A 25,920-nucleotide genomic window follows, 5' to 3' on the forward strand; every position below is an offset into this window, starting at 1 on the left:
TAGTCACGTCAACGATCAACTATGTCTTACTCCAGACGGCGGGCTATGTAAGGAGGACGGAGGAAATGGGCATTTTCCGAAAAGAGGAGACCCATGAGTCACGCTCATCCAGCATGTCTTACGTATTACGTTGGAAGCAAGAGAATGTGCGCCAGGCTGCTTTGGTTGCTATTTTTCTAATCGCACTAACGATTATGATTTCAATTCTGATGTACACGCAATCTAAAAAACAAGTCTTTTTTGTCATCGATGGTAAGGCATCTGCGGTAGAAACCCGGGAATCCAAGCTCCAAGATTTGCTCAATGAGCATTCTATTTCACTTCAGCCGCATGATACAATTTCCATGCCGCTAAATGGGGCAGTACAGGATGGGGATCGCGTAGTCATTAAACGTGCCAATCAGGTTAAAGTATCCTCAGGCAATAAGACGAAAAAGCTGTACACAACAGAAAATACAGTAGAGGGTGCCATTCGCACTTCGGGCTATAAATTATCATCAACGGATAAAGTTTACCCTGCGTTGGATGCCTCTGTTTCAGCTAACATGGACATAAAAATCGTCCGTGTGAAGAAACAGCAGGTCGAACAGAAAAAACAAGTGCCTTATCAGGTCATCAAAACGGCAGATCCAAGTCTCTATAAAGGCGATAATCGAGTCATTCAAAGTGGCAAATCGGGTGTGGTAGTCCAGCATGTTCAAAAAGTATACCATGATGGAAAGTTGGTATCCAAACAGCTGGTCAACAAGGAAGTCGCACAGAATCGTGTGGATAAGGTAATTGCGGTAGGAACGAAGAAGAAACCGGTCGTTCTAGCTGCTTCCATCGGCCCTAAAGATGCGGTTAAGGCTACAAAGGTTAGTTCGGGCAGTGCTGTCCGTAAAGCAGGTATTAATTTTAATTATAGAAAAGTTTTACAAAATGTCTCCATGACGGCGTATTCCGCACAGGAGCCAGGTATCGGTACACGTACCGCCTCCGGCACGCGTGTCACGGAAGGACGCACCATCGCTGTCGATCCGAGTGTAATCCCAATCGGGTGGTGGGTGTATATTGAAGGGGTGGGCTTCCGCCGTGCGGAGGATACCGGTGGCGCGATTAAAGGCCACAAAATCGATGTGTATTATGAGAGTTTGAGCCGGGCCAACCAATTTGGTCGTAAGCACGGTAAAACCGTATATGTTATCGGACCTGTAAAGCCGGAAATCAACTAAAACAGGTTGTGTATGTTGAGGACAATGCGATAGTATTAACAACATAGTTATGCCATGCTAAGAAGAGGATACCCTCTTCTTATTTTGTTTTCAAAAGCAGGGAAAGATAAATATATGTTGCTGTGTAGCAGTGGAGGGAAACGAAGATGATCAAGGAAGTGATCGTGGTGGAAGGCCGGGATGATACGGTAGCCATTCGCCGTGCTGTCGAAGCAGATACGATAGAAACTGGCGGTTCAGCCATTAATAAAATGACGCTGCGGAAAATTGCATTGGCGCAGGAACGGCGGGGGGTCATTATTTTAACTGATCCCGATCATGCAGGGGAGCGTATCCGTAAAATCATCGCCTCCAAGGTACCAGGCTGCAAGCAGGCTTTTATACCTGAGGCAGAGGCGACGCGCAAAGGGGATATTGGCGTAGAGAATGCCTCCCCGGAAGCCATCAGACACGCTCTCGCGCGGGTACATACGACAGTGGAAGGTGCCGAACCGCTGATTGAATGGGCGGACCTGATTGACGCTGGACTTATTACCCATCCCAATGCTGCTGCACGCCGTATGGCCTTGGGGAATGTACTGGGTATTGGCTATTGTAACGGAAAGCAGCTACATAAGCGGCTCTCTGTATTTCAGATCAGCCGTGAGGAATTTGCCAGTGCGCTGGCACAAATCGAAAGTGAAGGATTGTGATATCCGTATGACAGGGATTCAAGATATAGCAACACCGCGGCGTACGAAGGAAATTATTCAAAAGCACGGTTTTTCGTTCAAAAAGAGCTTGGGACAAAACTTTTTGATTGATCAAAATATTCTGAGCAAGATCGTAAATGCTGCCGGTTTGGATGATACAAAGGGTGCGCTTGAGATCGGTCCGGGGATTGGAGCTTTGACTGAAAAATTGGCGCAATCGGCTAAGGCAGTTACCGCTGTCGAGATTGATCAGCGGCTGCTGCCCATTCTTGAAGAAGTGCTGGCCCCTTACGATCACGTAAAGGTTCGTCATGGAGACGTATTGAAGCTGGATTTGCGTGAGGTGTTCGCAGTCGATTTTGCAGACGTGAGCAAAGTGAGTGTCGTCGCTAATCTGCCGTATTACGTCACTACACCGATTCTGATGCGTCTACTGGAGGACAAGCTTCCTTTGGAGAATATCGTCGTTATGATTCAAAAGGAGGTGGCTGAGCGCATGGCTGCGTCTCCTGGTACGAAGGATTACGGCAGCTTAAGCATAGCCGTGCAATATTACAGCGAGCCTGAGTTGGTCTGTACGGTGCCGAATACAGTATTTATTCCTCAGCCGAATGTTGATTCGGCAGTTATTCGGCTGCGTGTACGAGAAGTTCCTCCGGTGGAAGTGGTGGACGAGAAGCATTTCTTTGAAGTGGTTCATGCCGCCTTTGCCCAACGTCGTAAAACCATTTCAAATAACCTAAAAAGCCGCTTCTTCACTAAAGAGAACAGGGACACGCTGGAGCCGCTGTTGCAACAAGCTGGTATTGAGCCTTCCCGTCGAGGGGAAACGCTGAGTATCGAGGAATTTGCGCGTCTCAGCGCCGTGCTGTTAGAGGCTGGAATATCCTAAATTGGAACCAAACTGTGCATTCACCCATACGATATAGGAGGGGTGATACAGTGTGATGAGTTTAGGAGACTTGGTCGTTCGGAAATCGTACGGCGGTGATGTCACGTTTCGCGTTGAGGACATCCAGCGGGATAAAGCGATCATTAAGGGGACGGAATTTCGGCTACTGGCTGATTCCCCGGTGAACGATTTGGTCAGAGTGCCGGCAGACCAGGTTAGCGGTAAGACTCAACAGGCCCACATTAAGGCCGGGGAGTCTCTTAATCTTTTGCAACGGGCACGCCAGCAGCAAGCTGCCCGTAGCCAGGCTGCTCTGATTGGAGAGTGGAGTGATCCGGTGGAGTCAACGTATTTTGAAATGCCAGGAAAGGTTCTTCATCTGGATGGAGACCCTGGCTATTTAAGGAAATGCCTCAGTCTATATGAACAGCTCCGTGTTCCCGCAGAGGGACATCACGTTCACGAATCGGCAATGGCGGATACGTTATACCGACTGCTTCCCCGCATTCGTCCTGATATTGTAGTCATCACTGGACATGATGGTGTGCTAAAGCAACCGCAGCCTTATGATTTGTACAGCTTGAAAAGCTACAAGAATTCGCAAAATTTTGTGGCAGCGATTCAGGTAGCGAGACAATATGAGCGTCATCTGGATTCACTGACAATTGTAGCGGGTGCGTGCCAGTCCCATTTTGAGGCGCTGCTGCGTGCGGGAGCCAACTTTGCCAGTTCCCCAGGGCGTATCTTGATTCACGCTCTGGACCCCGTTTACGTGGCTGCCAAGGCCGCATTTACTTCAATCCGTGATACGGTCAATATGGGAGACTTGTTTCACCAGACCATCAGTGGCAGCCGCGGAGTGGGTGGAATTGAAACAAGAGGAAGCTACCGCATCGGTTTGCCGAAGCTTGAAAATTTGTCAACGCTTAAAGTAACGCCTTCAGCGATCTGAGATTCAAATGTGCCTAATAGGATTTATCTGAACAAAAGCCTCTTTTTAGAGGCTTTTTGTCATTTTTTATGTATATTATTCCTGTTCGCAAAAAATTAAATTGACAACTTATTTTTCGTGTTGTTATAATATTTAGCTTGATTTGACAATCCCTCTAAAATTCGTTATAATGGACAAGGAAAGAGGTGGTCGTTAGGCAATGGCTAAAAATACGCTGTTGGAAATCAAACGCAGTCTCGACGCACATGTAGGGCAAAAGATTTTGCTGCGGGCTAACGGCGGACGCCGTAAGACCGTCGAACGAACTGGTGTCTTGGAAGAAACGTACCCTTCTGTTTTTATCGTCAAGCTGGATCAGGAGCAACAGACGTTTAAACGTGTCTCCTACAGCTATGCTGACATTCTTACCGAGTCGGTGGAGGTCAGTGTATATGATCCCGACTCTCACACAAGTGTAGTCGAATATTTCGAAACACCTTAATTCTTTTTTACGTGATTTATACCAGCTTTGCAGGTTTAACGGCGACCTCGTCATTTTTAATGGCGGGGTCGTTTTGTATTTGCAGAGCAGGATGAAGCATGATATCTCTGCACATACTAAGGCGGGAATGATCTTCCTTATTCCATTGCCGAAGGAGGCGTATGCATGAGCCGAAGAAGACGGAGTGTTATGTCGGAAGAGCTAAAGTACGAACTAGCCAAAGATCTGGGGTTTTACGACACGGTCAAGGAAGAAGGCTGGGGAGGCATTAAAGCCAAGGATGCGGGCAATATGGTCAAGCGGGCCATTCAGCTTGCGGAGCAGGCGGCTTCTCGCAAATCGTAGCTCTCGGTGGTGCTGATAAAAAGCGGGGATATCCGGGGTCATACCGGGGCATCTCCGCTTTTTTGAACCTCATGACTTGACAGGCTGAGTCTGATATAATATGTTAAGCTGTCTTGAGGGAAAAGTTGAAGGTGGGTGAACGCCTTGAAAATATATGAAAAAGCACCGGCGAAAATTAATTTAATGCTTGATGTTCTACGTAAGCGGGATGATGGTTATCACGAGGTCGAAATGATCATGACTATGGTTGATCTATCCGACCGATTGACGATGTCCGAGTTACCGCGTGATACCATTATCATTTCTAGTCAAGCCGGGTACATACCATTGGATGAAAAGAACTTGGCTTTTCAGGCTGCGCGTCTAATCAAAGAACGTTATAACGTGTCTACAGGCGTCCATATCCATCTGGATAAGCATATCCCGGTGGCTGCAGGATTAGCAGGAGGAAGCAGCGATGCTGCTGCAGCATTGCGTGGACTGAACAAGCTGTGGAAACTCGGTATCTCGGATGCGGAATTAAGGGTACTGGGTGCTGAATTGGGTTCAGACGTACCTTTCTGCATTACAGGGGGCACAGCTTTAGCGAGCGGGCGCGGAGAACTGCTCAAGCCACTGCCGAATCCGCCACAATGCTGGGTGATTCTCGCCAAGCCGCCGATTAATGTTTCGACGGCTGAAGTGTATGGTCGTGTCAAAGCGGATCAGATTACGCAGCACCCGTCTGCCCAGCAGATGGAACAGGCGATTCGTAACGCTTCTTTTACCGATGTATGCAACGCCCTGGGTAATGTACTGGAGGATGTGACATTAAAGCTGTATCCAGAAGTGGAGCATCTTAAAAACTCCATGATCCGTTTAGGAGCAGATGGCGTGCTGATGTCAGGCAGTGGACCTACAGTGTTCGGGTTGGTATCTAAGGAAGCCAAAGTGCCACGGATCTATAACGGACTAAGAGGCTTTTGTAAAGATGTATACGCAGTACGACTTTTGACCTGATTTTAGATATTTTCTTCATATTATAGTGGTAATTGTTGTACAAATACGTACGAAGATGATATATTTACTATTAAATATTCGGATTTTACTATATCACTTACATTCCGCCAGCAACCGGCCAGTCCGCCGGTGCTTTATTGTACGAAGCGGGCGGCAGGAGAATAGATCGCGAGGAATTGTTGTGAAAAAACTTAAAAGAAGCTCACGATTGGTGGAAATGACACAATTTTTGTTGTCACGGCCGCATACATTGGTGCCTCTTACTCATTTTGCAGATCGATACGGGGCAGCTAAGTCGTCGATAAGCGAGGATCTAGCTATTATCAAAGAAGTATTTGAGGATGAGGGTACTGGCGAGCTTCTGACACTGGCGGGAGCTGCAGGGGGCGTCAAGTTGATCCCACGGCTCTCCAAGCAGCATGCGCTTGCGTTTGCGAACGACTTGTGCGCGCAACTGGAGCAGCCTGATCGTATATTACCGGGAGGGTACCTATATTTATCCGATTTGCTGGGCCAACCAGCGATGATGAACGAAGCAGGTAAAATATTTGCGACCGCTTTTGCCGATCGTCAGATTGATGTGGTTATGACTGTAGAGACAAAGGGCATTCCGCTCGCATATGCAACCGGAGCACAGCTTAATTTGCCAGTCGTGCTTGTACGACGTGACCATCAGGTGACAGAAGGCTCAGCTGTAAGTATTAATTATGTTTCTGGATCACAAAAGAGCCTGCATACGATGTCTTTATCCAGACGTGCAATGCGTGAGAAATCGCGTGTGCTCATCGTAGATGATTTTATGAAGGCTGGCGGCACGATACAAGGAATGGTCGACTTGTTAGCAGAGTTTGATGCTGAGGTAGCTGGTGTCGGTGTTCTGGTAGAGTCGGGCGAGGTGGAGAACGAAGAGCGCCTGTTGCACGATTATATTTCACTGGCAAATCTGACCGCAGTCGATTCTCGAAGCAAGCAAATTACAGTCAAGCTGGGTAATTATTTTGATGAGTTAACAGGGCAGTAAATTGTCACAATTCATCATAAAATACCTAAATATGTCGAAAAGAAATCTTTTCAAAAAAATTACCTGAATTTAGGATACGAATTGTCCAAAAAAAGAAGGAATTCGAAATGCTGTGTGGAATGTATACACCAAGTCCTATTTGGAAAAAGGTGGTGAAACACACATGCAGATTACGGATGTTAGACTCCGCCGAGTGAACTCAGAAGGAAGAATGAAGGCGATTGCATCCATTACAATTGATAACGAGTTTGTTGTTCATGACATCCGAGTTATCGACGGTAACAACGGGATGTTCGTAGCTATGCCAAGCAAACGAACCCCTGACGGAGAGTTTCGCGATATCGCTCACCCGATATCTTCAGGAACTCGTGAAAAGATTCAAGCTGCTGTATTGACTGAGTACGAACGTGCAGCTGTTGATGAAGAAGTTGCTATTGAAGAAGGCGCTTAATTCGCCTAAAGCAGGATTGGGGTACAAAAGAAAAAGAGAGCCACTAACTGTGGCTCTCTTTTCTTTTTGTCTGGAATGAGATATATTCTTTAGTGAGTTAACAGTCAGTTTTAAGGCAACTTGGAGCCATCCGGGCTGCCGAAGCGGCTTTTTCATAAGACAGGGACTAGGCAGCGATGCGTCCTGGGGATGAACGTCCAGCACAAGCTGGCCTGAAAAAATAGCCATTAACCAAAGGTTCGCCGTTATTTTTCAGGAGGATTGTGAAAAGTTAAGCAAAATCTGATCTGGGAATTAACGTTTTAGCCGAGGGGTAACTGTTATTTTCAGGATAGGAGGTTGGACTTGTTGGAAAGGTTGGCAGTCATTCTTGCCGCAGGGCAGGGAAAACGTATGAAATCCAAATTATATAAAGTTCTGCATCCGGTGTGCGGAAAACCGATGGTCGGACATGTGCTCGACACGGTTCGTGCAATCGGTGTGTCCCGCAGTGTAGTCGTCGTGGGTCACGGAGCAGAGGCGGTACAGTCTTATTTGGGACCGTCGGCAGAATATGCGCTTCAGGCAGAGCAACTGGGAACGGGCCATGCTGTCAAGCAAGCCAAGGACCTGCTTGGTCAGGAGCAGGGCACCACAATTGTCATTTGTGGAGATACTCCTTTGATCACAGCTGAAACGCTGGAAGGTTTGGTGAAACTGCACGAAAGCCGCGGAGCGGCTGCAACGATTCTGACCGCCGAGTTGGACGACCCGAAAGGATATGGACGAGTTATTCGTGATACTTCCGGGGCCGTGTTTAAGATCGTGGAACAGAAGGATTGTTCACCTGAGGAAGATGCTGTCCGTGAGATTAACACAGGAACGTATTGTTTTGACAATGCCAAGTTATTTGCAGCGCTGGACAAGGTAACGAACGCCAATGCACAGCAGGAATACTACCTGACCGATGTCATTGGTATTTTGCATGGCGAAGGTGAGAAGGTTGAGGCGTATTTGACAGATGACGTGTCGGAATCTATCGGTGTAAACGACAGAGTTGCTTTGTCGGTTGCTGAAGGCTATATGCGCGAGCGTATCGTTCGCAAACATATGCTGAATGGTGTCACCGTCATTGATCCGTCTTCTACCTACATCGGAAGCGATGTTGTCATTGGTTCCGATACAGTATTGTACCCAAATACATGGCTGCATGGTCAAACACAAATCGGAGAAGATTGTGTGATTGGTCCGCAGGCAGAGATCCAGAATACGATTATCCACTCAGGAGCAACAGTGAAACATTCGGTGTTGAACGAAGCGGAAGTGGGAAGCAGTACATCTGTAGGTCCGTTTGCTTATCTGCGTCCAGGCGCGAAGCTTGGCGAACATGTGAAGATTGGTGATTTTGTAGAGGTGAAAAATGCGACCATTGGAGATCATTCCAAGGTGTCTCATTTGAGCTATGTCGGTGATGCCAAGGTGGGTACAAACGTAAATATTGGCTGTGGGGCAATAACGGTTAATTATGATGGATATAATAAATCCATTACAGAAATTGAAGACGATGCCTTTATTGGCAGCAATGTGAATCTGATCGCCCCGATTAAGATTGGAAAAGGTGCTTATGTTGTCGCAGGCTCCACTGTAACACATGCTGTCCCTGATAACGACCTGGCCATTGCCAGACCACGTCAAGAGAACAAAGCCGGATATGCGGACAAAATCCGCGCGCGTGCCAAAGCAAAGAAAAAAAGATCGGAATGACCTTAATCAGCAAGCTGTTGAATCTGTAATGAATGAACCAGCACGGAGGGTTTCTATTAATGACTTATTGCGATTCCAAACTCAAAATATTTACTTGTAACTCCAATCCGAAGTTAGCCCACCAGATTGCGGACTACATCGGAATCCCAATGGGGGAATCCCATACCACATCGTTTAGTGACGGTGAAATTCAGGTTAAGCTGTCGGAAAGTGTTCGCGGCTGCCATGTGTATATTGTACAGTCCACTTGTCTGCCAGTTAACGACAACTTGATGGAGTTATTGGTTATGATTGATGCACTTAAACGCGCTTCTGCCAAAAGTATCAATGTTGTTATGCCATATTACGGTTATGCTCGTCAGGATCGTAAGGCTCGTTCGCGTGATCCAATCACGGCGAAACTTGTCGCTAACTTGATTGAAAAGGCGGGGGCTCACCGCGTAATCAGTATGGATTTGCATGCGATGCAGATTCAGGGATTCTTTGATATTCCAGTTGATCATATGCTGGGAGCGCCAATTCTGGCCCAATATTTCCGTTCCAAGCAAATTGAGAACCCGATTGTCGTTTCACCCGATCATGGTGGGGTTGTTCGTGCGCGCAAGCTGGCGGACTTCCTGAGTGCGCCGCTCGCTATTATTGATAAGCGTCGTCCAGAGCCAAATGTCAGTGAAGTGATGAATATCATCGGGAACATTGAGGGTAAGACGGCTATTTTAATTGATGATATCATTGATACAGCCGGAACGATTGTATTGGGTGCAAATGCGCTTAAGGAAGGCGGCGTAAAAGATGTGTATGCATGTTGTACACATGCCGTGCTGTCCGGTCCTGCGATGGAAAGACTGGAGAATTCGCCATTAAAAGAGGTGGTTGTGACGGATACGATCCCGATCGTTCACCCAAATCCGACAAGCAAGCTGAAGGTACTGTCTGTGGCTCCATTAATGGGAGAAGCCATCATCCGTGTGCATGAAGAATTGTCGATCAGCAAACTGTTTGAAATCGAATAAGCGCTGGCTCATTAAAAAAGGGGTTGCTTTTTCCATATGGAAAAGGTAACCCCTATCAGCATGTCAGGCTAAAAGCCTGGCCGAGATATGAATGTGAAGCGTTGACGATTGTATAGTGTGTCCTCGATTTCGACGAAATGCTCATTAAAACGCGCAACGATGCCAATTTGAACATGTACATTCCCGTCATAAATTTGGACAGGAACGGAATGTTTTAAATGATATAGAAAATGGCTGTCATATAAGAGGATATCACCTTGATTGAGCATATCGGCACGCACCTTCCTGTTCACTAAAACTATTTTACCAAAAAATCAAGACTTCGAAAGAGGTGTCAAGGCTAATGAGGTGGATTGTAGGATTGGGCAACCCCGGTCCCCAATACGAGAAAACGAGACATAATGTCGGATTTATGGCCTTAGATGCACTTGCCTCACGCCATAATATCCAGATTACCCAAAGCAAATGTAAGGCATTGATTGGTGAGGGGCACATTGGTGGCGTGAAAACGGTATTGATTAAGCCTATGACATATATGAATCTCTCAGGCGAGTCTCTACGTGCATACATGGACTACTATAAGGCCGATATGGAAGATCTGATTGTCGTTTACGATGATCTGGATACAGAGGTCGGTAAAATAAGACTGCGTTATCAAGGTAGCGCAGGCGGGCATAATGGCATTAAATCGATCATTCAGCATACAGGGACGCAATCCTTCAACCGGATTCGCATGGGCATTTCCCGCCCAGAGCCTGGACATGCTATTGTCGATTATGTTTTGGGCACCTTTCCAAAGAAGGAAAAGGAACTATTGACCGGAATGATAGAAGATACGTGCAACGCTTTAGAATACAGTCTGAATCATCCGTTTGAGCGGACGATGGCTGAATTCAACAAGTAAGTTCTGACGTAGATAGACGGGCTTAAATGGAAGATTGTTGGACATACTGAAAGGTATAGAAAACTTTCAGGAGGCATATACATTACATGGTTGTTAATTATGTATGCAGACATTGTCGAACTTTCTTAGGGCGAATTGACTCCGCTGCAATAACCGAAGAAAGGTTGGGCTTCCATTCCTTGACCCCTGCTGAACGTAGAGATATAATAGCGTATAATTCGGGTGGTGAGGTGACCGTTAAGGTCATTTGCGAGCATTGCAGTCAGGCACTGGAGAATAATCCGGAGCTGAGTCTGCTCGTAAACCCGCTCCAATAACAGGTATTCAACTGGTCTTATGTACCAGCTTGAGAGGTGAAGCGGCAATTCCGCTTATGGAGCCTTGGCAGCATTGCTGAGGCTTCTTTTTCGGTTTACATGTAACTATTTATAAGCATAAAGGGGTGCCTTTTTTGTTACAAGCACTTATTCAGGCTTTTACGAAGGATGCTGATTATGCATCCATTGCGGCAGGTATTTCCTCAGGCATGAAGGAACAGCTGATATCAGGCTTGTCAGGCTCTTCAAGACAGGTCCTGATGGCCGCACTTGCTGAAGATACTGGACGGCCGTTAATGGTCATGACGCACAATATGTTTGCCGCTCAAAAGATAGCAGATGATTTGCAGGAAGCGCTTTCTCCTGATCAGGTTTTATTGTATCCAGCTAACGAGTTGGTAGCTGCTGAAGCAGCCATATCCAGTCCAGAGACGTTATCCCAACGAATTGATGTATTGATCCGATGTGCCCAGGGTTTTCGTGGGGTTGTTGTCGTGCCGTTTTCTGGAGTCCGGCGTCTACTACCAATCCCGGAAACATGGCGTGAGGCTCGTGTTGAGCTGAAAGAGGGAGAAACGATTCAGCTGGAAGCATTTTTGCTGCATATGGTGGAGATGGGATACCAGCGTGTAGAGCGTGTTGAATCCCGCGGGGAGATGAGTGTACGCGGGGGAATTGTTGATTTTTATCCAATGACAACCCGATGGGGCTATCGTGTGGAGTTGTTTGATGATGAAATTGACTCCATCCGTATGTTTGATCCGCAAGATCAGCGTTCGGTGGAAAAGGTACAGGAAGTTACTGTAACGCCATGTAAGGAAGTTATTGCAAGCCACCAGCGTATGGATCAAGCTGCTGATGCCGCTGCTCTGTTGTTGGAGGAACAGCTGGACAAAATGACAGATCGTCAGGCTAAGCAGCATCTGAAAGAGGAAATTCATCGTGAAATTGAGCTGCTGCGGGAGCATGTGTATTTTGACGAAATCTATAAATATATCTCCCTGCTGTATCCTGAACGCAAAACCTTGGCTGATTATATGCCGGAAGATACGATTCTAATCATTGATGAACCAGCACGGATGCTAGAAACAGCCAGGCAGCTAGAGCGGGATGAGTCTGAATGGAATTTGCATTTGCTTCAAAACGGTAAAACTCTACCGCAACTGGAGCTATCGGATAACTCGGATAATCTGCTGTATAATCGGAGATTTCAAACGCTGTTCCTGTCGATCTTTCTTCGCCAGGTTCCGCATACACAGCCGCAAAATATTTTGAATTTCATCTGCCGTGGCATGCAGGATTTCCACGGTCAAATGAATGTACTCAAGGCAGAGATGGATCGTTGGCGCAAGGCAGGCACACAGGTTATGATGCTGGCGAGCGGAGATGAACGTCTGGATCGGATGCGGCGAGTGCTTCAAGACTACGGTATTGATGAGCCGACGATGGCGATTGGTAATCTGCAAAGCGGTTTTGAGATGCCGTCTATTCATCTGGCGGTGATTACCGAGGGTGAGATGTTCTCCCAGAAGCAGCGGAAAGCACGTAAGCAGGGGCGACATGTAGACAATGCAGAGCGGATTAAGAGCTATAGCGAGCTGAAGGTGGGCGATTATGTCGTACACCAAAATCACGGAATCGGGAAGTACATGGGAATCGGTACGCTGGAGGTTGGCGGTATCCATAAGGATTACATGCATATCCTCTATGCGGGCGGAGATAAGCTGTCTGTACCGATTGAACAAATTGATCTGATTCAGAAGTATGTGGGCTCCGAGGACAAGGAACCCAAGATTTACAAACTGGGCGGCAATGAGTGGACACGTGTTAAAAGTAAGGTGCGCAGCTCGGTTCAGGACATCGCAGATGACTTGATCAAGCTATATGCGGAAAGACAGTCAGCACCAGGCTTTGCTTTTGAAAAGGATTCACCAGAACAGCAGGAATTTGAGGATATGTTCCCGTATGATGAGACACGTGACCAGATTCGGGCTATTGAAGAAATTAAAAAGGACATGGAGCAGAGTCGTCCGATGGATCGTTTGCTGTGCGGTGACGTAGGCTACGGCAAGACTGAGGTGGCTATTCGTGCTGCTTTTAAGTCTGCTATTGAGGGCAAACAAGTGGCTGTGTTGGTACCGACGACGATTTTGGCACAACAGCACTATGAGACTTTCCGTGAGCGCTTTTCCGGGTATCCGTTCAATATTCAGGTATTGAGCCGTTTCCGTTCGCGCAAAGAGCAGAATGAGACGACCAAGGGAGTTCGACAAGGTACGGTGGATATTGTCATTGGTACTCACCGTCTACTTTCCCAGGATCTGGTGTTCAAGGATCTGGGGCTGCTTATTGTCGATGAAGAGCAACGTTTTGGCGTAACGCACAAAGAAAAGCTGAAAAAACTGAAAACGAATGTAGACGTGTTGACACTAACGGCTACACCTATTCCCCGTACGCTGCATATGTCCATGCTGGGTGTACGTGATTTGTCAGTTATTGAGACGCCACCAGAAAACCGTTTTCCAGTGCAGACCTATGTAGTTGAGCATAGCCAGACTCTAGTTCGCGAGGCCATTGAACGCGAGATGGCACGTGGAGGACAGGTGTACTACCTGTATAATCGCGTACAGGGGATTCAGGAGATGGCTGCCGAGATCAATGCACTTGTCCCAGACGCCAAGGTGGGCGTAGGTCACGGACAGATGTCTGAAACGGAACTGGAGAAAACCATTTTGGATTTCCTAGATGGTGAATATGATGTACTGGTTAGCACGAGCATTATCGAAACCGGTGTGGATATCCCCAATGTGAATACACTCATTGTGCATGATGCTGATAAAATGGGGCTCTCCCAGCTTTATCAGCTGCGTGGGCGTGTAGGCCGTTCCAACCGGATTGCCTATGCTTATTTCACGTACCAGCGAGATAAGGTGCTTACAGAGGTGGCGGAGAAGCGGCTTCAGTCTATCAAAGAATTTACGGAGTTGGGTTCTGGGTTCAAGATTGCAATGCGTGATTTGTCCATCCGTGGAGCGGGTAACTTACTTGGCGCCGAGCAGCACGGATTCATCGCTTCCGTTGGTTTTGACCTTTACTCGCAAATGCTGGCTGAGGAAATCAACAAACGTAAAGTCAGTGTGCTTGGAGAAGAGGATCAATCCAACCGGAATTGGAGTACATCGATTGATTTGGGTGTCGATGCTTACCTGCCGGGAGATTATATTTATGACAGCATCCAGAAGATTGAGATTTATAAGAAGGTTGCAGCGGTCAGTACCTTTGATGAGGCTTCCGAACTGGAGGACGAACTGGTCGACCGATTTGGCGATCTGCCAGAGGCTGTTCGTCATTTGCTTGCCGTGGCTCGTCTTAAAGTATATGGACGGATGTATGGAATCGAGTCCATTGTGCAGCGGGATGACAATATAGTGCTGAAATTCCATGAAGGTCGTCAGCACGCGGTTCAGACGGCCAAACTTGCCGAGATTGGCAATCGCTTTGAAAGACGTGTACAATTTGAACAGGGCACTTCTATGAGCGCACGCATAAAGGGCAAAGGTCTAAATGATCCACAGTTGCTAGAACTGTTGGAGCAATTTTTGAGTGCATTGAAAGAAGCATTCACATTGAAGGAGGAACTGCAAAATGCCACAACTAAATAAAAGAAAACCTTGGAGAATGCTCTCCTTGGGCATGGCAGCGTTGCTAGCTATATCGGTGCTGGCAGCATGTACAAAGCAAGCGGATGAGAATAAGGTCAAGGATGAGCCGAAAGACAACAGCAAGATTGTCGTGACCTATAAGGGTGGAACGATTACCGAAAATGAGTTCAACCAAGAAATCAGCATGATGAAATTTCTGTACCCAGAGTATGAGGCTGCTTTAGCTTCTGATCAGGTACGTGAGCAAATTGTAAAGCAGGAAGTAGTGTACAAGCTTTTGGCGGCCAAAGCGGACGATAAAGCCAAGGAAGAGGGCGCCAAACAAGGAAACGAGCAGTTGGAGCAGTATAAAAAGTCGGTCGGCGAAGATAAGTTTAAGACATTTCTGAGTGATCAGAAGCTGACCGAACAAGGTGTGAAAGATTACTTCACGCGTGTCATGACGGTAATCAACAGCGAAACCAATAAAGTAACGGATGATCAGCTGAAACAGGAATTTGAGAAAAATAAAGATCAATTCACGACAGCAACCGTGCGCCATGTATTGATTAATTTCGAAGATCCAAAAACAAAGAAACAGCGTACAAAAGAGGCTACTCTCAAGCTCGCCAAAGAAGTAAAGACGAAGCTGGACGGTGGAGCGGATTTTGCGACGATTGCCAAGAAGTATTCGGAAGACCCAGGTTCCGCATCTAATGGGGGGCTGTATGAGAATGCATCTGTAGCACAGTGGGTACCTGCTTTTAAAGAGGCTGCCGAGACTCAACCGATTAACAAAATTGGTGAGCCTGTGGAAACAGAATACGGATATCATGTGATCAAAGTGGAGTCCCGCAATGAGCCAACATTTGATAAATTGAAGGACAACGAGAAGGCTGCCCTGAAAAATAAATTGGCAGGGGAAAGTATCCAAAACTTTACCGAAAATGATTTGGCGAAGCTTGATTTGAAAATCAATCTGCCGAAGGCACCTGCTACGCAAGAGAAAAGTGGTGCAACGTCCGGTGCGGGCAGCACAACTACACCGAGCGGAACAACAAGCGGTACGGGCGATAGTAAAGCTGGAACAGCCAAAGATGGAGCTGCAAACGAAGGTAAATAACTGAACATGCATAAGGAATTGGGAACAGATGAATACTATGGTCAGATATCACCATAAACACCATGACCGCGACGTTCTTCGTGACCGCTTCTGGGGGAGTGGAAGCGTCTTTCGATACCGTCAGTAGTTTACTAAATTCTTCTTGAGAAAGTGGGGCAACATGTGAAATGAAAGCTACTGGTATTGTTCGCCGTATTGATGATCTTGGGCGGGTAGTTATTCCAAAGGAAATTCGCCGCACCTTGAGGATTCGTGAAGGAGATCCGCTTGAGATTTTTGTGGATCGTGACGGAGAAGTCATTTTGAAAAAGTATTCACCTATTGGTGAACTTGGTGATTTCGCCAAAGAATATGCTGAGTCCCTGTTTGAAAGCACAGGCCATATTACGATGATTACCGATCGTGACACCATTATTACGGTGGCTGGAGGCTCGAAAAAAGAGTTTCTGGACAAGCAAATCGGTAGCATTATCGAAGGTAGCATGGATAATCGCAAGACTGTGCTGGAGACAGCCAGCGGCTCTTATGAGCTGACGCGAGACCACGAAGAAACACTCTCGTCCTTTGTGACGGCTCCCATTGTTTCGGGTGGTGATCCCATCGGATCTGTTATATTGTTGAACAAGGATGAAAATGTAAAAATGTCCGAAATGGAGGTCAAGATGGCTGAAACAGCCGCTGGCTTCCTGGGCAAACAAATGGAACAGTAACACCCCGTTTCACCCCTGTATGACGTACAGAACGGACAAAGCCGTTCAACGTTGTACAGGGATTTTTTTCTTTCCGGGAGAAGAGACGGTATAATAGGACTCATAAAAATGCTTATCCAGGTGGGAGTGGAGACGGAGAATGCAGGAAAATCGCGCCGCTTCGCGGCTGCTACGGGGTGCTGTCATTTTGACAATGGCAGCGGTAGCAAGCAAGCTGATCGGCACATTGCAAAAAATCCCGCTGCAAAATATTGGCGGCGACGGCGTGTTTGGCATTTATAATACGGTTTATCCTTTTTATACGCTGTTTATTACCATTGCAGCTGCTGGATTCCCGGTGGCCGTATCCAAATTTGTAGCTGAGTATGAGGCTGTGGGAAACCGGGCAGCAGGGCAACGTGTTGCCCTGCTATCTTCGCTTGTATTGGGCATCTTCGGACTGATTCTGGGGCTGCTGATGTATACGTGTGCGCCGCTAATTGGCCAGTGGATCGACAATGCTCACGTCATTCCATCGGTGAGGGCGGCGGCGGTTGCCTTCTTGTTCGTGCCGGTTATGGCGGGACTGAGAGGCTATTTTCAAGGTTTGCAAAATATGATTCCAACGGCAGTCTCTCAAGTGACGGAGCAGGCGATACGGGTAAGCGTGATGATCATATTGTTGCTGTTCATGCTGTCACAAGGAGCAGGGGCGGATATGATAGCCGCTGGAGCAGTGTTTGGCTCAGCAGCAGGCGGAGCAGCGGGCTTGGTGATCATGCTGTTGTATTGGCGAGGTCACAGAAAGAGACTTAGGCGGCAAGAGACGGCAATGACAACAGTGCAAGCCCAGACTGGTGAGCTTCACCCAGCGGAAAGCAACGGCGCTTTGCTAAAGGCGCTGCTACGTTATGCCTTACCTGTTTGCCTTGGAGCGCTAGCCGTTCCGTTAATTAACCTGGTAGATACATTTACCGTCCCTCGCTTGTTAAAGCAGGAGGGCTTGGACGATACGGCGGTTATGGTGGCCTTCGGCGTGTATAACCGGGGGCTTCCGCTAGTACAGCTGGTCATGATGTTTGCCACCACATTGTCGGCATTGTTCATACCCTCGCTGGCTGAGGCTCGGGTAACCGGAGGTACGGAGTTGGCACGTCGTCAGTGCGAGCAATCGCTGCGCTGGTTTTGGCTACTAGGACTAGCCGCTGCGACAGGCTTGATCGTGCTGGCCGTGCCCGTCAATGTGATGCTGTATGCAGACGATACCGGCAGCACGGTGATGCGCTGGATGGCGCTGACCGCCGTAGGAGGTACGCTCAGCATCATCTCGGCTGCGCTACTGCAAGGGCTTGGCGCGGTTCGTGCGCCAGCTCTGGCGATGCTCGCGGCCGCAGCAGCCAAGGCGCTGCTAAACTGGCTGCTCGTGCCGCAGCTAGGCACGGCTGGTGCCGCCATTGCGGGGGCTGTCGCCTATCTGCTGGCGGCAGTGATCAACATCGCGCTGCTGGCCCGCTTGGTGGGGCTGCGCGGGAGCTGGTCCGCCAGTGTACTCAAACCGGCGGCATTGCTTGTCGCCTTGGCTGGTGCAGCCGGGGCGGCGATGTGGGGCACCAGTGCTGTGCTGGGTGCCTTGGGATGGGCTGCCGGAGGTCGTGCCACGGCAGCGGTGGAGAGCCTGCTGGGAGTAGCAGCAGGCGCCGTGGTGTTCGTGATCGGCCTCGCACGCTTGAGGTTGATCACGGAAGCCGAGCTTGTGGCAGTGCCCAAGCTCGGACGCCCGCTGGCAGCCGTGCTGCGCAGACTGCGTGTACTGGCTTAGCCGGGGTTATACGACTTGCCGCGCGACAGCTGCGCAAGCCATTTTATGAGCCTATACAACTTTGTGGTATAGTAAATGCCAAAGCAAAGGAAGCGGAAGCTGGATTGGATTGCGCCGGGTGTTTTTTCCGAGCATGAATCCTGCTTTTGCGGAACGGAGGATTGGATATGAGCGTAACATTAACGATCGTAGGTCTGGGCTCGGGAGATCCCGATCAGCTTACGATAGGGATATTGAACAAAATGCGGGGGGCTTCAGCGCTATATCTGCGAACCAAGGAACATCCGGCGGTTCAAGTGCTGGATGAGTTTGAAGTGGCCTTTGAGTCATTTGATGCGGTATATGAGACAAAGGAATCTTTTCCAGAGGTATACGAGGAAATTACCAGTCAATTGATGGCAACAGCTGCTAAGGCGGCAGACGGAAGCGAAATCGTCTATGCGGTTCCCGGTCACCCGATGGTGGCGGAAGCAGCGGTGCAGTTGCTCAAGGAGCGTTGTCCTGCGCAAGGGATTGAACTAAACATCTTGGGGGGCGAAAGTTTCCTGGATGAGGCTTTTGTGCGTCTTGGTTTTGATCCGATTGAGGGTTTCCAGCTGTTGGATGCAGGTACACTGGATGCGAGCTGGCTCCAGCCTCAGTTGCACACGCTGATCGGACAGGTATATGACACCTTTACGGCTTCCGATGTGAAGCTGTGCTTGATGGAGCGGTATCCTGACGATTATGAGGTGTATGTCGGCCACGCGCTTGGGGTAGAAGGTGAGGAAGCAGTCCACAAGGTGCCGCTGTACGAGCTGGATCGAGTAGAGGGCTACGGGAACCTATCCTTGGTGTACATACCTCGCAGTGAGGATGAGGCGCTGAAACGGCGTTCTTTTGACCGTCTACATGAGATTGTCGATATTTTGCGCAGTCCAGAAGGCTGTCCATGGGATCGCGAACAGACACATCAATCGATCCGCAAAAATCTGATCGAGGAAACGTATGAGGTCATTGAGACTATAGATGAGGATGATCCTGAGCATATGAAGGAAGAGCTCGGCGATCTGTTGTTACAAATTTTGCTGCATGCCCAAATGGAAGAGGAAGTCGGAACCTTCAATGTCTATGATGTGATCCAAGGGCTGAACGATAAGCTTATTTTCCGTCACCCGCATGTGTTCGGTGATAATCAAGCGAATGATGCGGAAGAGGCGCTGCAAAACTGGGAACAGATGAAGGCTGAGGAAAAACGACTTAAAGGTACAACGGCAGCAGACCCTTCCGTGCTGGATGGGGTTCCCCGTGATCTACCTGCTCTTATGAAATCGTACAAGCTCCAGAAAAAAGCAGCTAAAGTAGGCTTTAACTGGGATAGCATTGAAGGCGTATTTGATAAACTGGACGAAGAAGTGGCTGAGTTGAAGGAAGCGGTTCGGGAAGGGCATTCCGTGGAAGCTCAGTTGCTGGAGTTGGGCGATGTGTTATTTGTTGCCGTGAATGCAGCCCGGTTCATGGAAGTAGATCCAGAGGAGGCGCTGTCAGCCACTAATCGCAAATTTGTGAGCCGTTTCCAGTATATTGAGCAGAAGTTACGCGAGCAGGGACGTCGTCCCGAAGACAGCAGCGTAGATGAAATGGAGACCTACTGGCAGGAAGCGAAAAAGCTCCTTGACAGAAATTGACTCCATAGATTTGATCTTTGGCTGTATGGGCCAGTAAAATGAGACATAAGCAGGGTTGAAAACACGCCCAGCTTGAGCAGACTTGCCAATGGGCAGAGTTTTGTAGTAGGATGTTGGCTTAACTGGGGGTCGAATAAAAAACGCCTGTCATTGCAGGATTTTTAAGGACAAGCCCGAATAACTTGTAATAATTCTGAAAATAACTGTAGCCTATAGTTAACATGTTACAGTAGTATTCAGAAAGGCTACGGCCACAGTTGGACCTCACGTCTGCTCCATTTATGGATATGTAGCGTGATGATTATTTTTTGACATTTAGGAGGCTTTTATCTTATGAACAAGACAGATCTGATCAACAATATTTCCAGCAAAAGCGGTTTGAGCAAACGTGACGTTGAAGCTGTATTGAATGGCGTACTTGGTGAAATTACAGATGCACTTGCGAGTGGCGACAAAGTACAACTGATCGGCTTTGGTACTTTCGAAACGCGCAAGCGTTCTAGCCGTACAGGCCGCAATCCACAAACCGGCAACACGATTGAAATTCCAGAATCGACCGTTCCTGCTTTCAAAGCCGGTAATAAGCTTAAAGAAGCCGTTAACTAATGCGTCTTGATAAATTCTTGAAAGTCTCGCGGCTGATTAAGCGTCGTACAGTAGCCAAGGACGTCTCTGAACAAGGGAGAGTGCTGGTGAATGGACGCGAAGCCAAGCCGAGCAGTGCGGTCAAAGTGGGCGATGAAATTACCGTCCAATTTGGCCAGAAGCTGGTGACCGTGCGAGTGGAACGGCTCGCCGACACTACACGCAAGGACGAGGCTGCAAGTATGTACACTTTGGTAAAGGAAGAGCCTATTGCCAGGGACAACGGTTTGAACTGGTAAGCAGACATCTGATTTTCTCATAACGTTGTACATAGAAGCATTCCTTCATATTTTATGAAGGGATGCTTTTTTCTTTTGGATAATGAGCTTTCGTCTAATATATGCTCGTGAATAACCAATGCGGTTCTAAATCATGCCCACCCCTTCATAAGCTAAGAACAGAAGGAGGGGTACATGCCATGATTGAACAAGGGAAGTCCAAGCACCATGATCTGCGCATGCAAAGCCGCAAGCAGCTCGACATTTCAGGCGTCAGCAATGTGGAGAGCTTTGACAGTGAAGAGTTTTTGCTTCAGACCGAGCTGGGCCATCTCACCATTCGCGGACAACATTTACATATCAAAAACCTCAGTCTGGAAGAGGGGCTGCTGTCCATTGAAGGTCTGATTACTTCCCTCGTCTACCTAGAGCCTGGGGCCCCGGCCAAAAACGGAAAAAGCCTATTCGGCAAGCTCTTCAAATGAACCCTTACACACAATGGCTGACATTGACGTGGATGCTATTGTCGGGCATAGCGATGGGAGTGGTATTTGACAGCTACCGGGTGCTGTCAATCCGCTTTCATTTTGCCCGTTGGAGTGTTCATATGTTGGACGTGCTGTATTGGGTGGCCTCGGCTTTGTTTATTTTCCGTGTGCTATACGCGAGTAATCGCGGTGAGCTGCGGTTTTATGTCTTTTTAGGACTACTTTTGGGGGTTTGGCTCTATTTTTGGGCCTTTAGTGTTACAACCCAACGTTTTGTGGTAATGTTAATAGAGATCGTTCGCAGACTGACGTTGATCGTGAACAGCATACTGCGCATCCTGATTGTTCTTCCGGTGTTAGCGCTGTATCGGCTGTTACGCAAGCTGGTCGGATGGACATGGGCACTTATTGTGTTCCTAGGAAGGATGCTGATATACATCCTGATGCCGGTTTGGAAGCCGATTCTTTGGTTGATCCGTCCGCTTATAGCGCGCTGGAAGACGCCAGATCCGCTCATAAAGCTAGGTATCAGACTGAAAAATACAGCAAAAAGATGGTTTGGAAGGGGGTAGTATCATGCGTAATTCGTCTGTAGATCGCCATTCATCTCCTACGTCCAAGTCCAATGCGGGCGGGCGCAGGCGAATCATGATTTGGTTGCTATCGCTTGCCGCCTTTGGTAGTTGGGCCATATTCACCTTTTTTTCTCAAGGCATGATCATGGCCGATCGAAGTGAACAGCTCACCCAGAAGGAAAAACAGAAGCAAGCTGCTACACAAACGGAACAACAGCTTCAAACCGAAGTGAATCGTCTCAAGGACCCTGAGTACATTGGAGAAATTGCTAGAAGCAAGTACGGTCTTTACAAACCGGAAGAGACGCCAATCATCGGAGATCAAAAATAGAGGCATTATCGGGCCAATGCTTAGTTGACCTTGGTTCCGCCATTTTGTATAATCAAATCACCACAGCGGGATTTTTTTGCAAAAAAATCGGTTGTATATTTTAAGGGAGGATCATTTTATTCTATGGCAATTGAAGTGGGCACCAAGTTAGAGGGCAAAGTGACAGGCATCACGCATTTTGGAGCATTTGTGGATTTGTCTGGAGGTGTCACGGGTCTCGTTCACATCTCGGAAATCGCCGATAATTATGTTAAGGATGTTAACGACCACCTGAAGATTAATGATGTTGTGACGGTGAAAGTCATTAATGTTGACAAAGATGGCAAAATCGGACTTTCCATTAAGCAAACGATTGATAAGCCGGCAAGTGAAGCCCGTCCCCCAAGAGCTCCAAGACCGGAGCGTACAGGAGGACCAGGCGGAGGAGACCGTTTTGGCGGCGGAGGTTCAGGTCCAAGTCAGGGACGCGGTGGTGGTTTCAACCGCGATCGTGGAGGCCGTTCTTTCAAGCCTGCACCGGGTAAACCTTCATTTGAGGATAAAATGTCACGCTTCCTGAAAGATAGTGAGGAACGCATTTCGTCGCTGAAAAAGAACACCGAAGGTAAACGCGGAGGACGCGGCGCGAAGCGTGTTTAATTCACTTTGACAACCGTATCAACCATACACGGAAAACCGTACAGTCGAAAGACTGCTACGGTTTTTTTGCGTTCTACCGACAAGAGATGCGACAAGCTGTGGCTGCGGGCAATACATTTGGGCGGAGGTGTACAGGCACATTTTTAAGATTAGTAGTTTCATGAAGAAGAGAAGAAGCATCGTACTGAAATGTTGGATGTTTTTTTTGTCGTGTGGACATAATCGTCCGACAAACTCCAACGGTTTTCCGTCTATCTTCTGTGCAAATCGCTAGTCTGGGCATCAGGGTGGACGACATACAGAGGCCGTGCAAGGCGTGGAGTGATACAACTTCCATCTGCTTCCATACGGGCGCAGCTTGATGTACAGGGGGATGCTCTGTCCTTTCGCGCGGCACGTTTTTTTGTCGGAAATTTCTTGGAATAAGACGTGAGGTTCTGACAAACTTTCTCAATCGTTCCGGTTTAAGATGGGAACATCAAATTGATGAATGGGGTGCCTGACGCATGATGGAGAAATGGAACGTGGTACATTTTCCGGGGTTAAAATCTAGAAAGTCCAAATCCAAAGAGCGTACGGAAGGTTGGCCTTCCAGACTCAAGAAACGGCTCGATTCACATAAAATGGTGCAATGGGTAACCGCGCAAAGATGGATGCTGCTATTGTCAGCTATGGGAGTTCTACTGGGACGCGCCACTATTTTGGACGAGCTTTCTCCTTTTGCCCTCGCTTATTTTGCGGTCATTACGTTCCTTCGGCGTGATCTAATGCTGCCTGTAGCTGTATCCGTTGTGCTAGGCAGCCTGTTAGCTCCTTACCCATCGTTGTTCATGATTGGTGGTGAGCTAATTGTATTTTATCTCCTGTATCGCGGGCTACGTACCTTCGATCGTCTGGAATTATCCTATGCCCCGCTTATGGTCTTCTTGTCTGTGTTTATGGTCAATTTATTTAACGCCGTGATGGCTCCGGCTTTTACATGGTATGAGCTTGTCATTGTGGGAACGGATGCGGTGCTCAGTTTTATGCTTACATTGGTGTTCACACAGGCCATACCGCTGTTTACGTACCGCAAGAAGGCAAGCCAATTGAAGAACGAAGAAATTTTGTGTCTGATTATTCTATTAGCCTCTGTGATGACGGGAGCAGTAGGATGGACCGTTCATTCACTGTCTGTCGATCATGTGCTTTCACGATATTTGGTCTTGGTGTTTGCTTTGGTGGGAGGTGCTTCGTTGGGTGCTTCGGTCGGTGTGATTACCGGTTTAATTTTAAGCCTGGCCAATATGTCCGCAATTGTGCAGATGAGTCTACTTGCTTTTGCAGGTTTGCTGGCAGGAATGCTACGTGAAGGGAGAAAAGGTGCAGTGGCCCTTGGCATGCTGTTGGGCTCCTCCATTTTGACGATCTATTTGGATGGGACTGGGGACGTGTTGACATCAACTTGGGAGAGCTGCGCGGCAATTCTATTATTTTTAATGACTCCAAAAAGTTTCTTTAAAGCGGTTTCTACCTATGTCCCTGGTACGCAGGATCACGCCAAGTCCCAGCATGAATATGCCAAAAGAGTTCGTGATCTCACTGCCGAGCGGGTGACGAAATTTTCCCGTGTATTCAGCCAGCTATCGCGCAGCTTCCATCAGATATCTGCGAGTGAGGGAGCAAAACCGGACGGAGAAATGGAACACTTTATGAATGCGGTGGCGGAAGGAACCTGTGCCTCTTGCTTTAAGTGCGAGCAGTGCTGGGACGGCAAGTTTATGCAAACCCATCAGTATATGACGGAAATGATGAGCGCCATTGAGGATAATCCTGATTTGGAGCCGGAGCAGATGCCGCCACAATGGAGCAAGGCATGTGCCAAGACGGGCGCTGTCCTGCAGGTAATGAAGCAGCAGTATAGTCTCTACCAACATAATATGCAGTGGAAGCGCCAAGTATACGATAGTCGTCAGCTTGTTGCTGACCAGCTATCCGGTGTATCGCAAATTATGGAGGATTTAGCGCGGGAAATTCAGCGAGAAGGGCAGACCATGCATCGGCAGGAAGAGCAAATCCGAGAGGCTCTTGATCGACTCGGCTTGTCCATTCAATCCATTGAGATTATTAGCCTGGATGCAGGTCAGGTTGAAATAGAGATTGTCCATGCCTATACAAGGGGATTTGATGAATGTCGGAAAATCATTGCTCCACTGCTGTCGGACATACTGGACGAGCATATAGCTGTCATGCGCGAAACGGTGGCAGATCGCCGCCAAGGCTTGGCTACAGTCATGTTCGGCTCTGCTAAAACGTATGAGATTGCTACAGGAGTAGCTAGTGCGGCCAAAGGAGGCGATTTCTTCTCAGGAGACAGTTACAGCATGATGGAGTTAGGGAATGGGACTTTCGCAGTCTCTTTAAGTGACGGTATGGGGAACGGAGAGCGTGCGCAGCAAGAGAGCAGTGCAGCACTTAACATTTTGGAAGAACTACTGCAATCAGGTATGGACGAAAAATTAGCGATCAAGTCGGTTAACTCTGTCCTGATGCTCCGATCACCTGAGGAAATGTATGCTACGGTGGATATGGCGCTGATTGATCAGTATACGGCTCGGACAACCTTTATGAAGATTGGATCTACACCAAGCTTTATTAAAAGGGGGGAGGAGGTCATTCCCGTATCTGCCAGCAATTTACCGATTGGCATTATACAGGATATCGAAGTTGATTTGGTGTCACTGCAACTCCAGCCAGGAGATATTCTCATTATGATAACAGACGGTATATACGATTCACCGGGTTATGCAGTCAATAAAGAAATATGGATGAAACGCATGATTCAAGAGATTGAAAGTGAGGACCCGCAGGAACTGGCCGACTGTTTGCTAGAACGGGTTATTCGATATCAACAAAATCAAATCTATGATGATATGACTGTAGTTGTTAGTAAAATAGATCACTTTCGCCCAGAGTGGGCCACCCTTCATGTACCTGGCATGAGGTGGTTGGAACGTCCGCGGACGGTGAGCTAGACTGACATTGCCCGGGAAATTGCTTATTCATTTTTAAAAATCTGCAT

Annotated in this window: 26 protein-coding genes; 25 read left to right on the forward strand and 1 reads right to left on the reverse strand. The window is 47.9% G+C overall.

Features of this window, described 5'->3' with window-relative positions; all coding sequences use genetic code 11:
• The first annotated feature begins 65 nt into the window (after positions 1-65).
• The 11 genes from MKX36_RS00140 to MKX36_RS00190 all read left to right on the forward strand — a co-directional run bounded on the left by MKX36_RS00140 (position 66) and on the right by MKX36_RS00190 (position 9,803).
• A complete protein-coding gene (locus tag MKX36_RS00140; protein ID WP_016818924.1) occupies positions 66-1,214 on the forward strand; it encodes a 3D domain-containing protein in 1,149 nt (382 codons plus the stop codon).
• Positions 1,215-1,360: 146 nt separating this feature from the next.
• The gene (gene rnmV / locus MKX36_RS00145) at positions 1,361-1,906 is read left to right on the forward strand and encodes a ribonuclease M5 (protein ID WP_016818923.1); all 546 of its coding nucleotides are present in this window, start codon (positions 1,361-1,363) and stop codon (positions 1,904-1,906) included.
• A 7-nt stretch (positions 1,907-1,913) separates the two neighbouring features.
• Positions 1,914-2,798, forward strand: coding sequence for a 16S rRNA (adenine(1518)-N(6)/adenine(1519)-N(6))-dimethyltransferase RsmA (gene rsmA / locus MKX36_RS00150; RefSeq protein ID WP_025363643.1), 885 nt, complete (start codon positions 1,914-1,916; stop codon positions 2,796-2,798).
• Between the two features lie 55 nt (positions 2,799-2,853).
• Positions 2,854-3,750, forward strand: a complete 897-nt coding sequence (gene yabG, locus MKX36_RS00155; RefSeq protein WP_025363644.1) for a sporulation peptidase YabG — start codon at positions 2,854-2,856, stop codon at positions 3,748-3,750.
• Between the two features lie 199 nt (positions 3,751-3,949).
• Positions 3,950-4,231 (forward strand): biofilm formation stimulator Veg, encoded by a 282-nt coding sequence (gene veg, locus MKX36_RS00160; protein ID WP_013308120.1) that lies wholly within the window; start codon positions 3,950-3,952, stop codon positions 4,229-4,231.
• 165 nt (positions 4,232-4,396) lie between these two features.
• Positions 4,397-4,576, forward strand: coding sequence for a small, acid-soluble spore protein, alpha/beta type (locus tag MKX36_RS00165; RefSeq protein ID WP_007428013.1), 180 nt, complete (start codon positions 4,397-4,399; stop codon positions 4,574-4,576).
• Between the two features lie 144 nt (positions 4,577-4,720).
• Positions 4,721-5,575, forward strand: a complete 855-nt coding sequence (gene ispE, locus MKX36_RS00170; protein ID WP_340864008.1) for a 4-(cytidine 5'-diphospho)-2-C-methyl-D-erythritol kinase — start codon at positions 4,721-4,723, stop codon at positions 5,573-5,575.
• 181 nt (positions 5,576-5,756) lie between these two features.
• Complete coding sequence (gene purR, locus MKX36_RS00175; RefSeq protein ID WP_013368673.1) at positions 5,757-6,596, forward strand: pur operon repressor; 840 nt, start codon at positions 5,757-5,759, stop codon at positions 6,594-6,596.
• Between the two features lie 163 nt (positions 6,597-6,759).
• Positions 6,760-7,047 (forward strand): septation regulator SpoVG, encoded by a 288-nt coding sequence (gene spoVG / locus MKX36_RS00180; RefSeq protein ID WP_007428016.1) that lies wholly within the window; start codon positions 6,760-6,762, stop codon positions 7,045-7,047.
• 345 nt (positions 7,048-7,392) lie between these two features.
• Positions 7,393-8,790, forward strand: a complete 1,398-nt coding sequence (glmU, locus tag MKX36_RS00185; RefSeq protein WP_340864010.1) for a bifunctional UDP-N-acetylglucosamine diphosphorylase/glucosamine-1-phosphate N-acetyltransferase GlmU — start codon at positions 7,393-7,395, stop codon at positions 8,788-8,790.
• Between the two features lie 59 nt (positions 8,791-8,849).
• Positions 8,850-9,803 (forward strand): ribose-phosphate diphosphokinase, encoded by a 954-nt coding sequence (locus MKX36_RS00190; protein ID WP_013308125.1) that lies wholly within the window; start codon positions 8,850-8,852, stop codon positions 9,801-9,803.
• A gap of 68 nt (positions 9,804-9,871) precedes the next feature.
• Here MKX36_RS00190 and MKX36_RS00195 read toward each other — a convergent pair whose 3' ends face one another.
• The gene (locus MKX36_RS00195) at positions 9,872-10,072 is read right to left on the reverse strand and encodes a hypothetical protein (RefSeq protein WP_013368676.1); all 201 of its coding nucleotides are present in this window, start codon (positions 10,070-10,072) and stop codon (positions 9,872-9,874) included.
• Positions 10,073-10,146: 74 nt separating this feature from the next.
• Between MKX36_RS00195 and pth the strand changes: the two genes are divergently transcribed.
• From pth to spoIIE, 14 genes are all read left to right on the forward strand, one after another.
• Complete coding sequence (gene pth / locus MKX36_RS00200; protein WP_340864011.1) at positions 10,147-10,707, forward strand: aminoacyl-tRNA hydrolase; 561 nt, start codon at positions 10,147-10,149, stop codon at positions 10,705-10,707.
• A gap of 86 nt (positions 10,708-10,793) precedes the next feature.
• Positions 10,794-11,024: an anti-sigma-F factor Fin family protein gene (locus MKX36_RS00205; RefSeq protein ID WP_007428020.1), complete on the forward strand. Its 231-nt coding sequence runs from the start codon at positions 10,794-10,796 to the stop codon at positions 11,022-11,024.
• A 134-nt stretch (positions 11,025-11,158) separates the two neighbouring features.
• The gene (gene mfd, locus MKX36_RS00210) at positions 11,159-14,686 is read left to right on the forward strand and encodes a transcription-repair coupling factor (protein WP_016818917.1); all 3,528 of its coding nucleotides are present in this window, start codon (positions 11,159-11,161) and stop codon (positions 14,684-14,686) included.
• Positions 14,670-15,788, forward strand: a complete 1,119-nt coding sequence (locus MKX36_RS00215; protein WP_340864013.1) for a peptidylprolyl isomerase — start codon at positions 14,670-14,672, stop codon at positions 15,786-15,788. The genes mfd and MKX36_RS00215 overlap by 17 nt, the downstream gene beginning before the upstream one ends.
• 167 nt (positions 15,789-15,955) lie before the next feature.
• Positions 15,956-16,498 (forward strand): stage V sporulation protein T, encoded by a 543-nt coding sequence (spoVT, locus tag MKX36_RS00220; protein WP_013368681.1) that lies wholly within the window; start codon positions 15,956-15,958, stop codon positions 16,496-16,498.
• A 139-nt stretch (positions 16,499-16,637) separates the two neighbouring features.
• Positions 16,638-18,296 (forward strand): putative polysaccharide biosynthesis protein, encoded by a 1,659-nt coding sequence (locus tag MKX36_RS00225; protein WP_330721651.1) that lies wholly within the window; start codon positions 16,638-16,640, stop codon positions 18,294-18,296.
• Between the two features lie 167 nt (positions 18,297-18,463).
• Complete coding sequence (gene mazG, locus MKX36_RS00230; protein WP_031462550.1) at positions 18,464-19,963, forward strand: nucleoside triphosphate pyrophosphohydrolase; 1,500 nt, start codon at positions 18,464-18,466, stop codon at positions 19,961-19,963.
• A gap of 333 nt (positions 19,964-20,296) precedes the next feature.
• Positions 20,297-20,569, forward strand: a complete 273-nt coding sequence (locus MKX36_RS00235) for an HU family DNA-binding protein (RefSeq protein WP_007428028.1) — start codon at positions 20,297-20,299, stop codon at positions 20,567-20,569.
• The gene (locus tag MKX36_RS00240) at positions 20,569-20,847 is read left to right on the forward strand and encodes an RNA-binding S4 domain-containing protein (protein WP_016818913.1); all 279 of its coding nucleotides are present in this window, start codon (positions 20,569-20,571) and stop codon (positions 20,845-20,847) included. The genes MKX36_RS00235 and MKX36_RS00240 overlap by 1 nt, the downstream gene beginning before the upstream one ends.
• 179 nt (positions 20,848-21,026) lie before the next feature.
• Complete coding sequence (gene yabP / locus MKX36_RS00245) at positions 21,027-21,311, forward strand: sporulation protein YabP (RefSeq protein ID WP_013368685.1); 285 nt, start codon at positions 21,027-21,029, stop codon at positions 21,309-21,311.
• Positions 21,308-21,886 carry a spore cortex biosynthesis protein YabQ gene (yabQ, locus tag MKX36_RS00250; RefSeq protein ID WP_016818912.1) on the forward strand — a complete coding sequence of 193 codons (579 nt, stop codon included), beginning with the start codon at positions 21,308-21,310 and terminating at the stop codon, positions 21,884-21,886. Before yabP ends, yabQ begins: the two co-directional genes overlap by 4 nt.
• A 4-nt stretch (positions 21,887-21,890) precedes the next feature.
• The gene (locus MKX36_RS00255; RefSeq protein ID WP_013368687.1) at positions 21,891-22,220 is read left to right on the forward strand and encodes an FtsB family cell division protein; all 330 of its coding nucleotides are present in this window, start codon (positions 21,891-21,893) and stop codon (positions 22,218-22,220) included.
• Positions 22,221-22,343: 123 nt separating this feature from the next.
• Entirely contained in the window at positions 22,344-22,859 is a 516-nt protein-coding gene (locus MKX36_RS00260) for a S1 domain-containing RNA-binding protein (RefSeq protein WP_013368688.1), read from the forward strand.
• A gap of 506 nt (positions 22,860-23,365) precedes the next feature.
• Positions 23,366-25,873, forward strand: a complete 2,508-nt coding sequence (gene spoIIE / locus MKX36_RS00265; protein ID WP_340864015.1) for a stage II sporulation protein E — start codon at positions 23,366-23,368, stop codon at positions 25,871-25,873.
• The last annotated feature ends 47 nt before the right edge of the window (positions 25,874-25,920 follow it).

The organism is Paenibacillus sp. FSL W8-0439 (assembly GCF_038008995.1).
Classification (GTDB): domain Bacteria; phylum Bacillota; class Bacilli; order Paenibacillales; family Paenibacillaceae; genus Paenibacillus; species Paenibacillus polymyxa.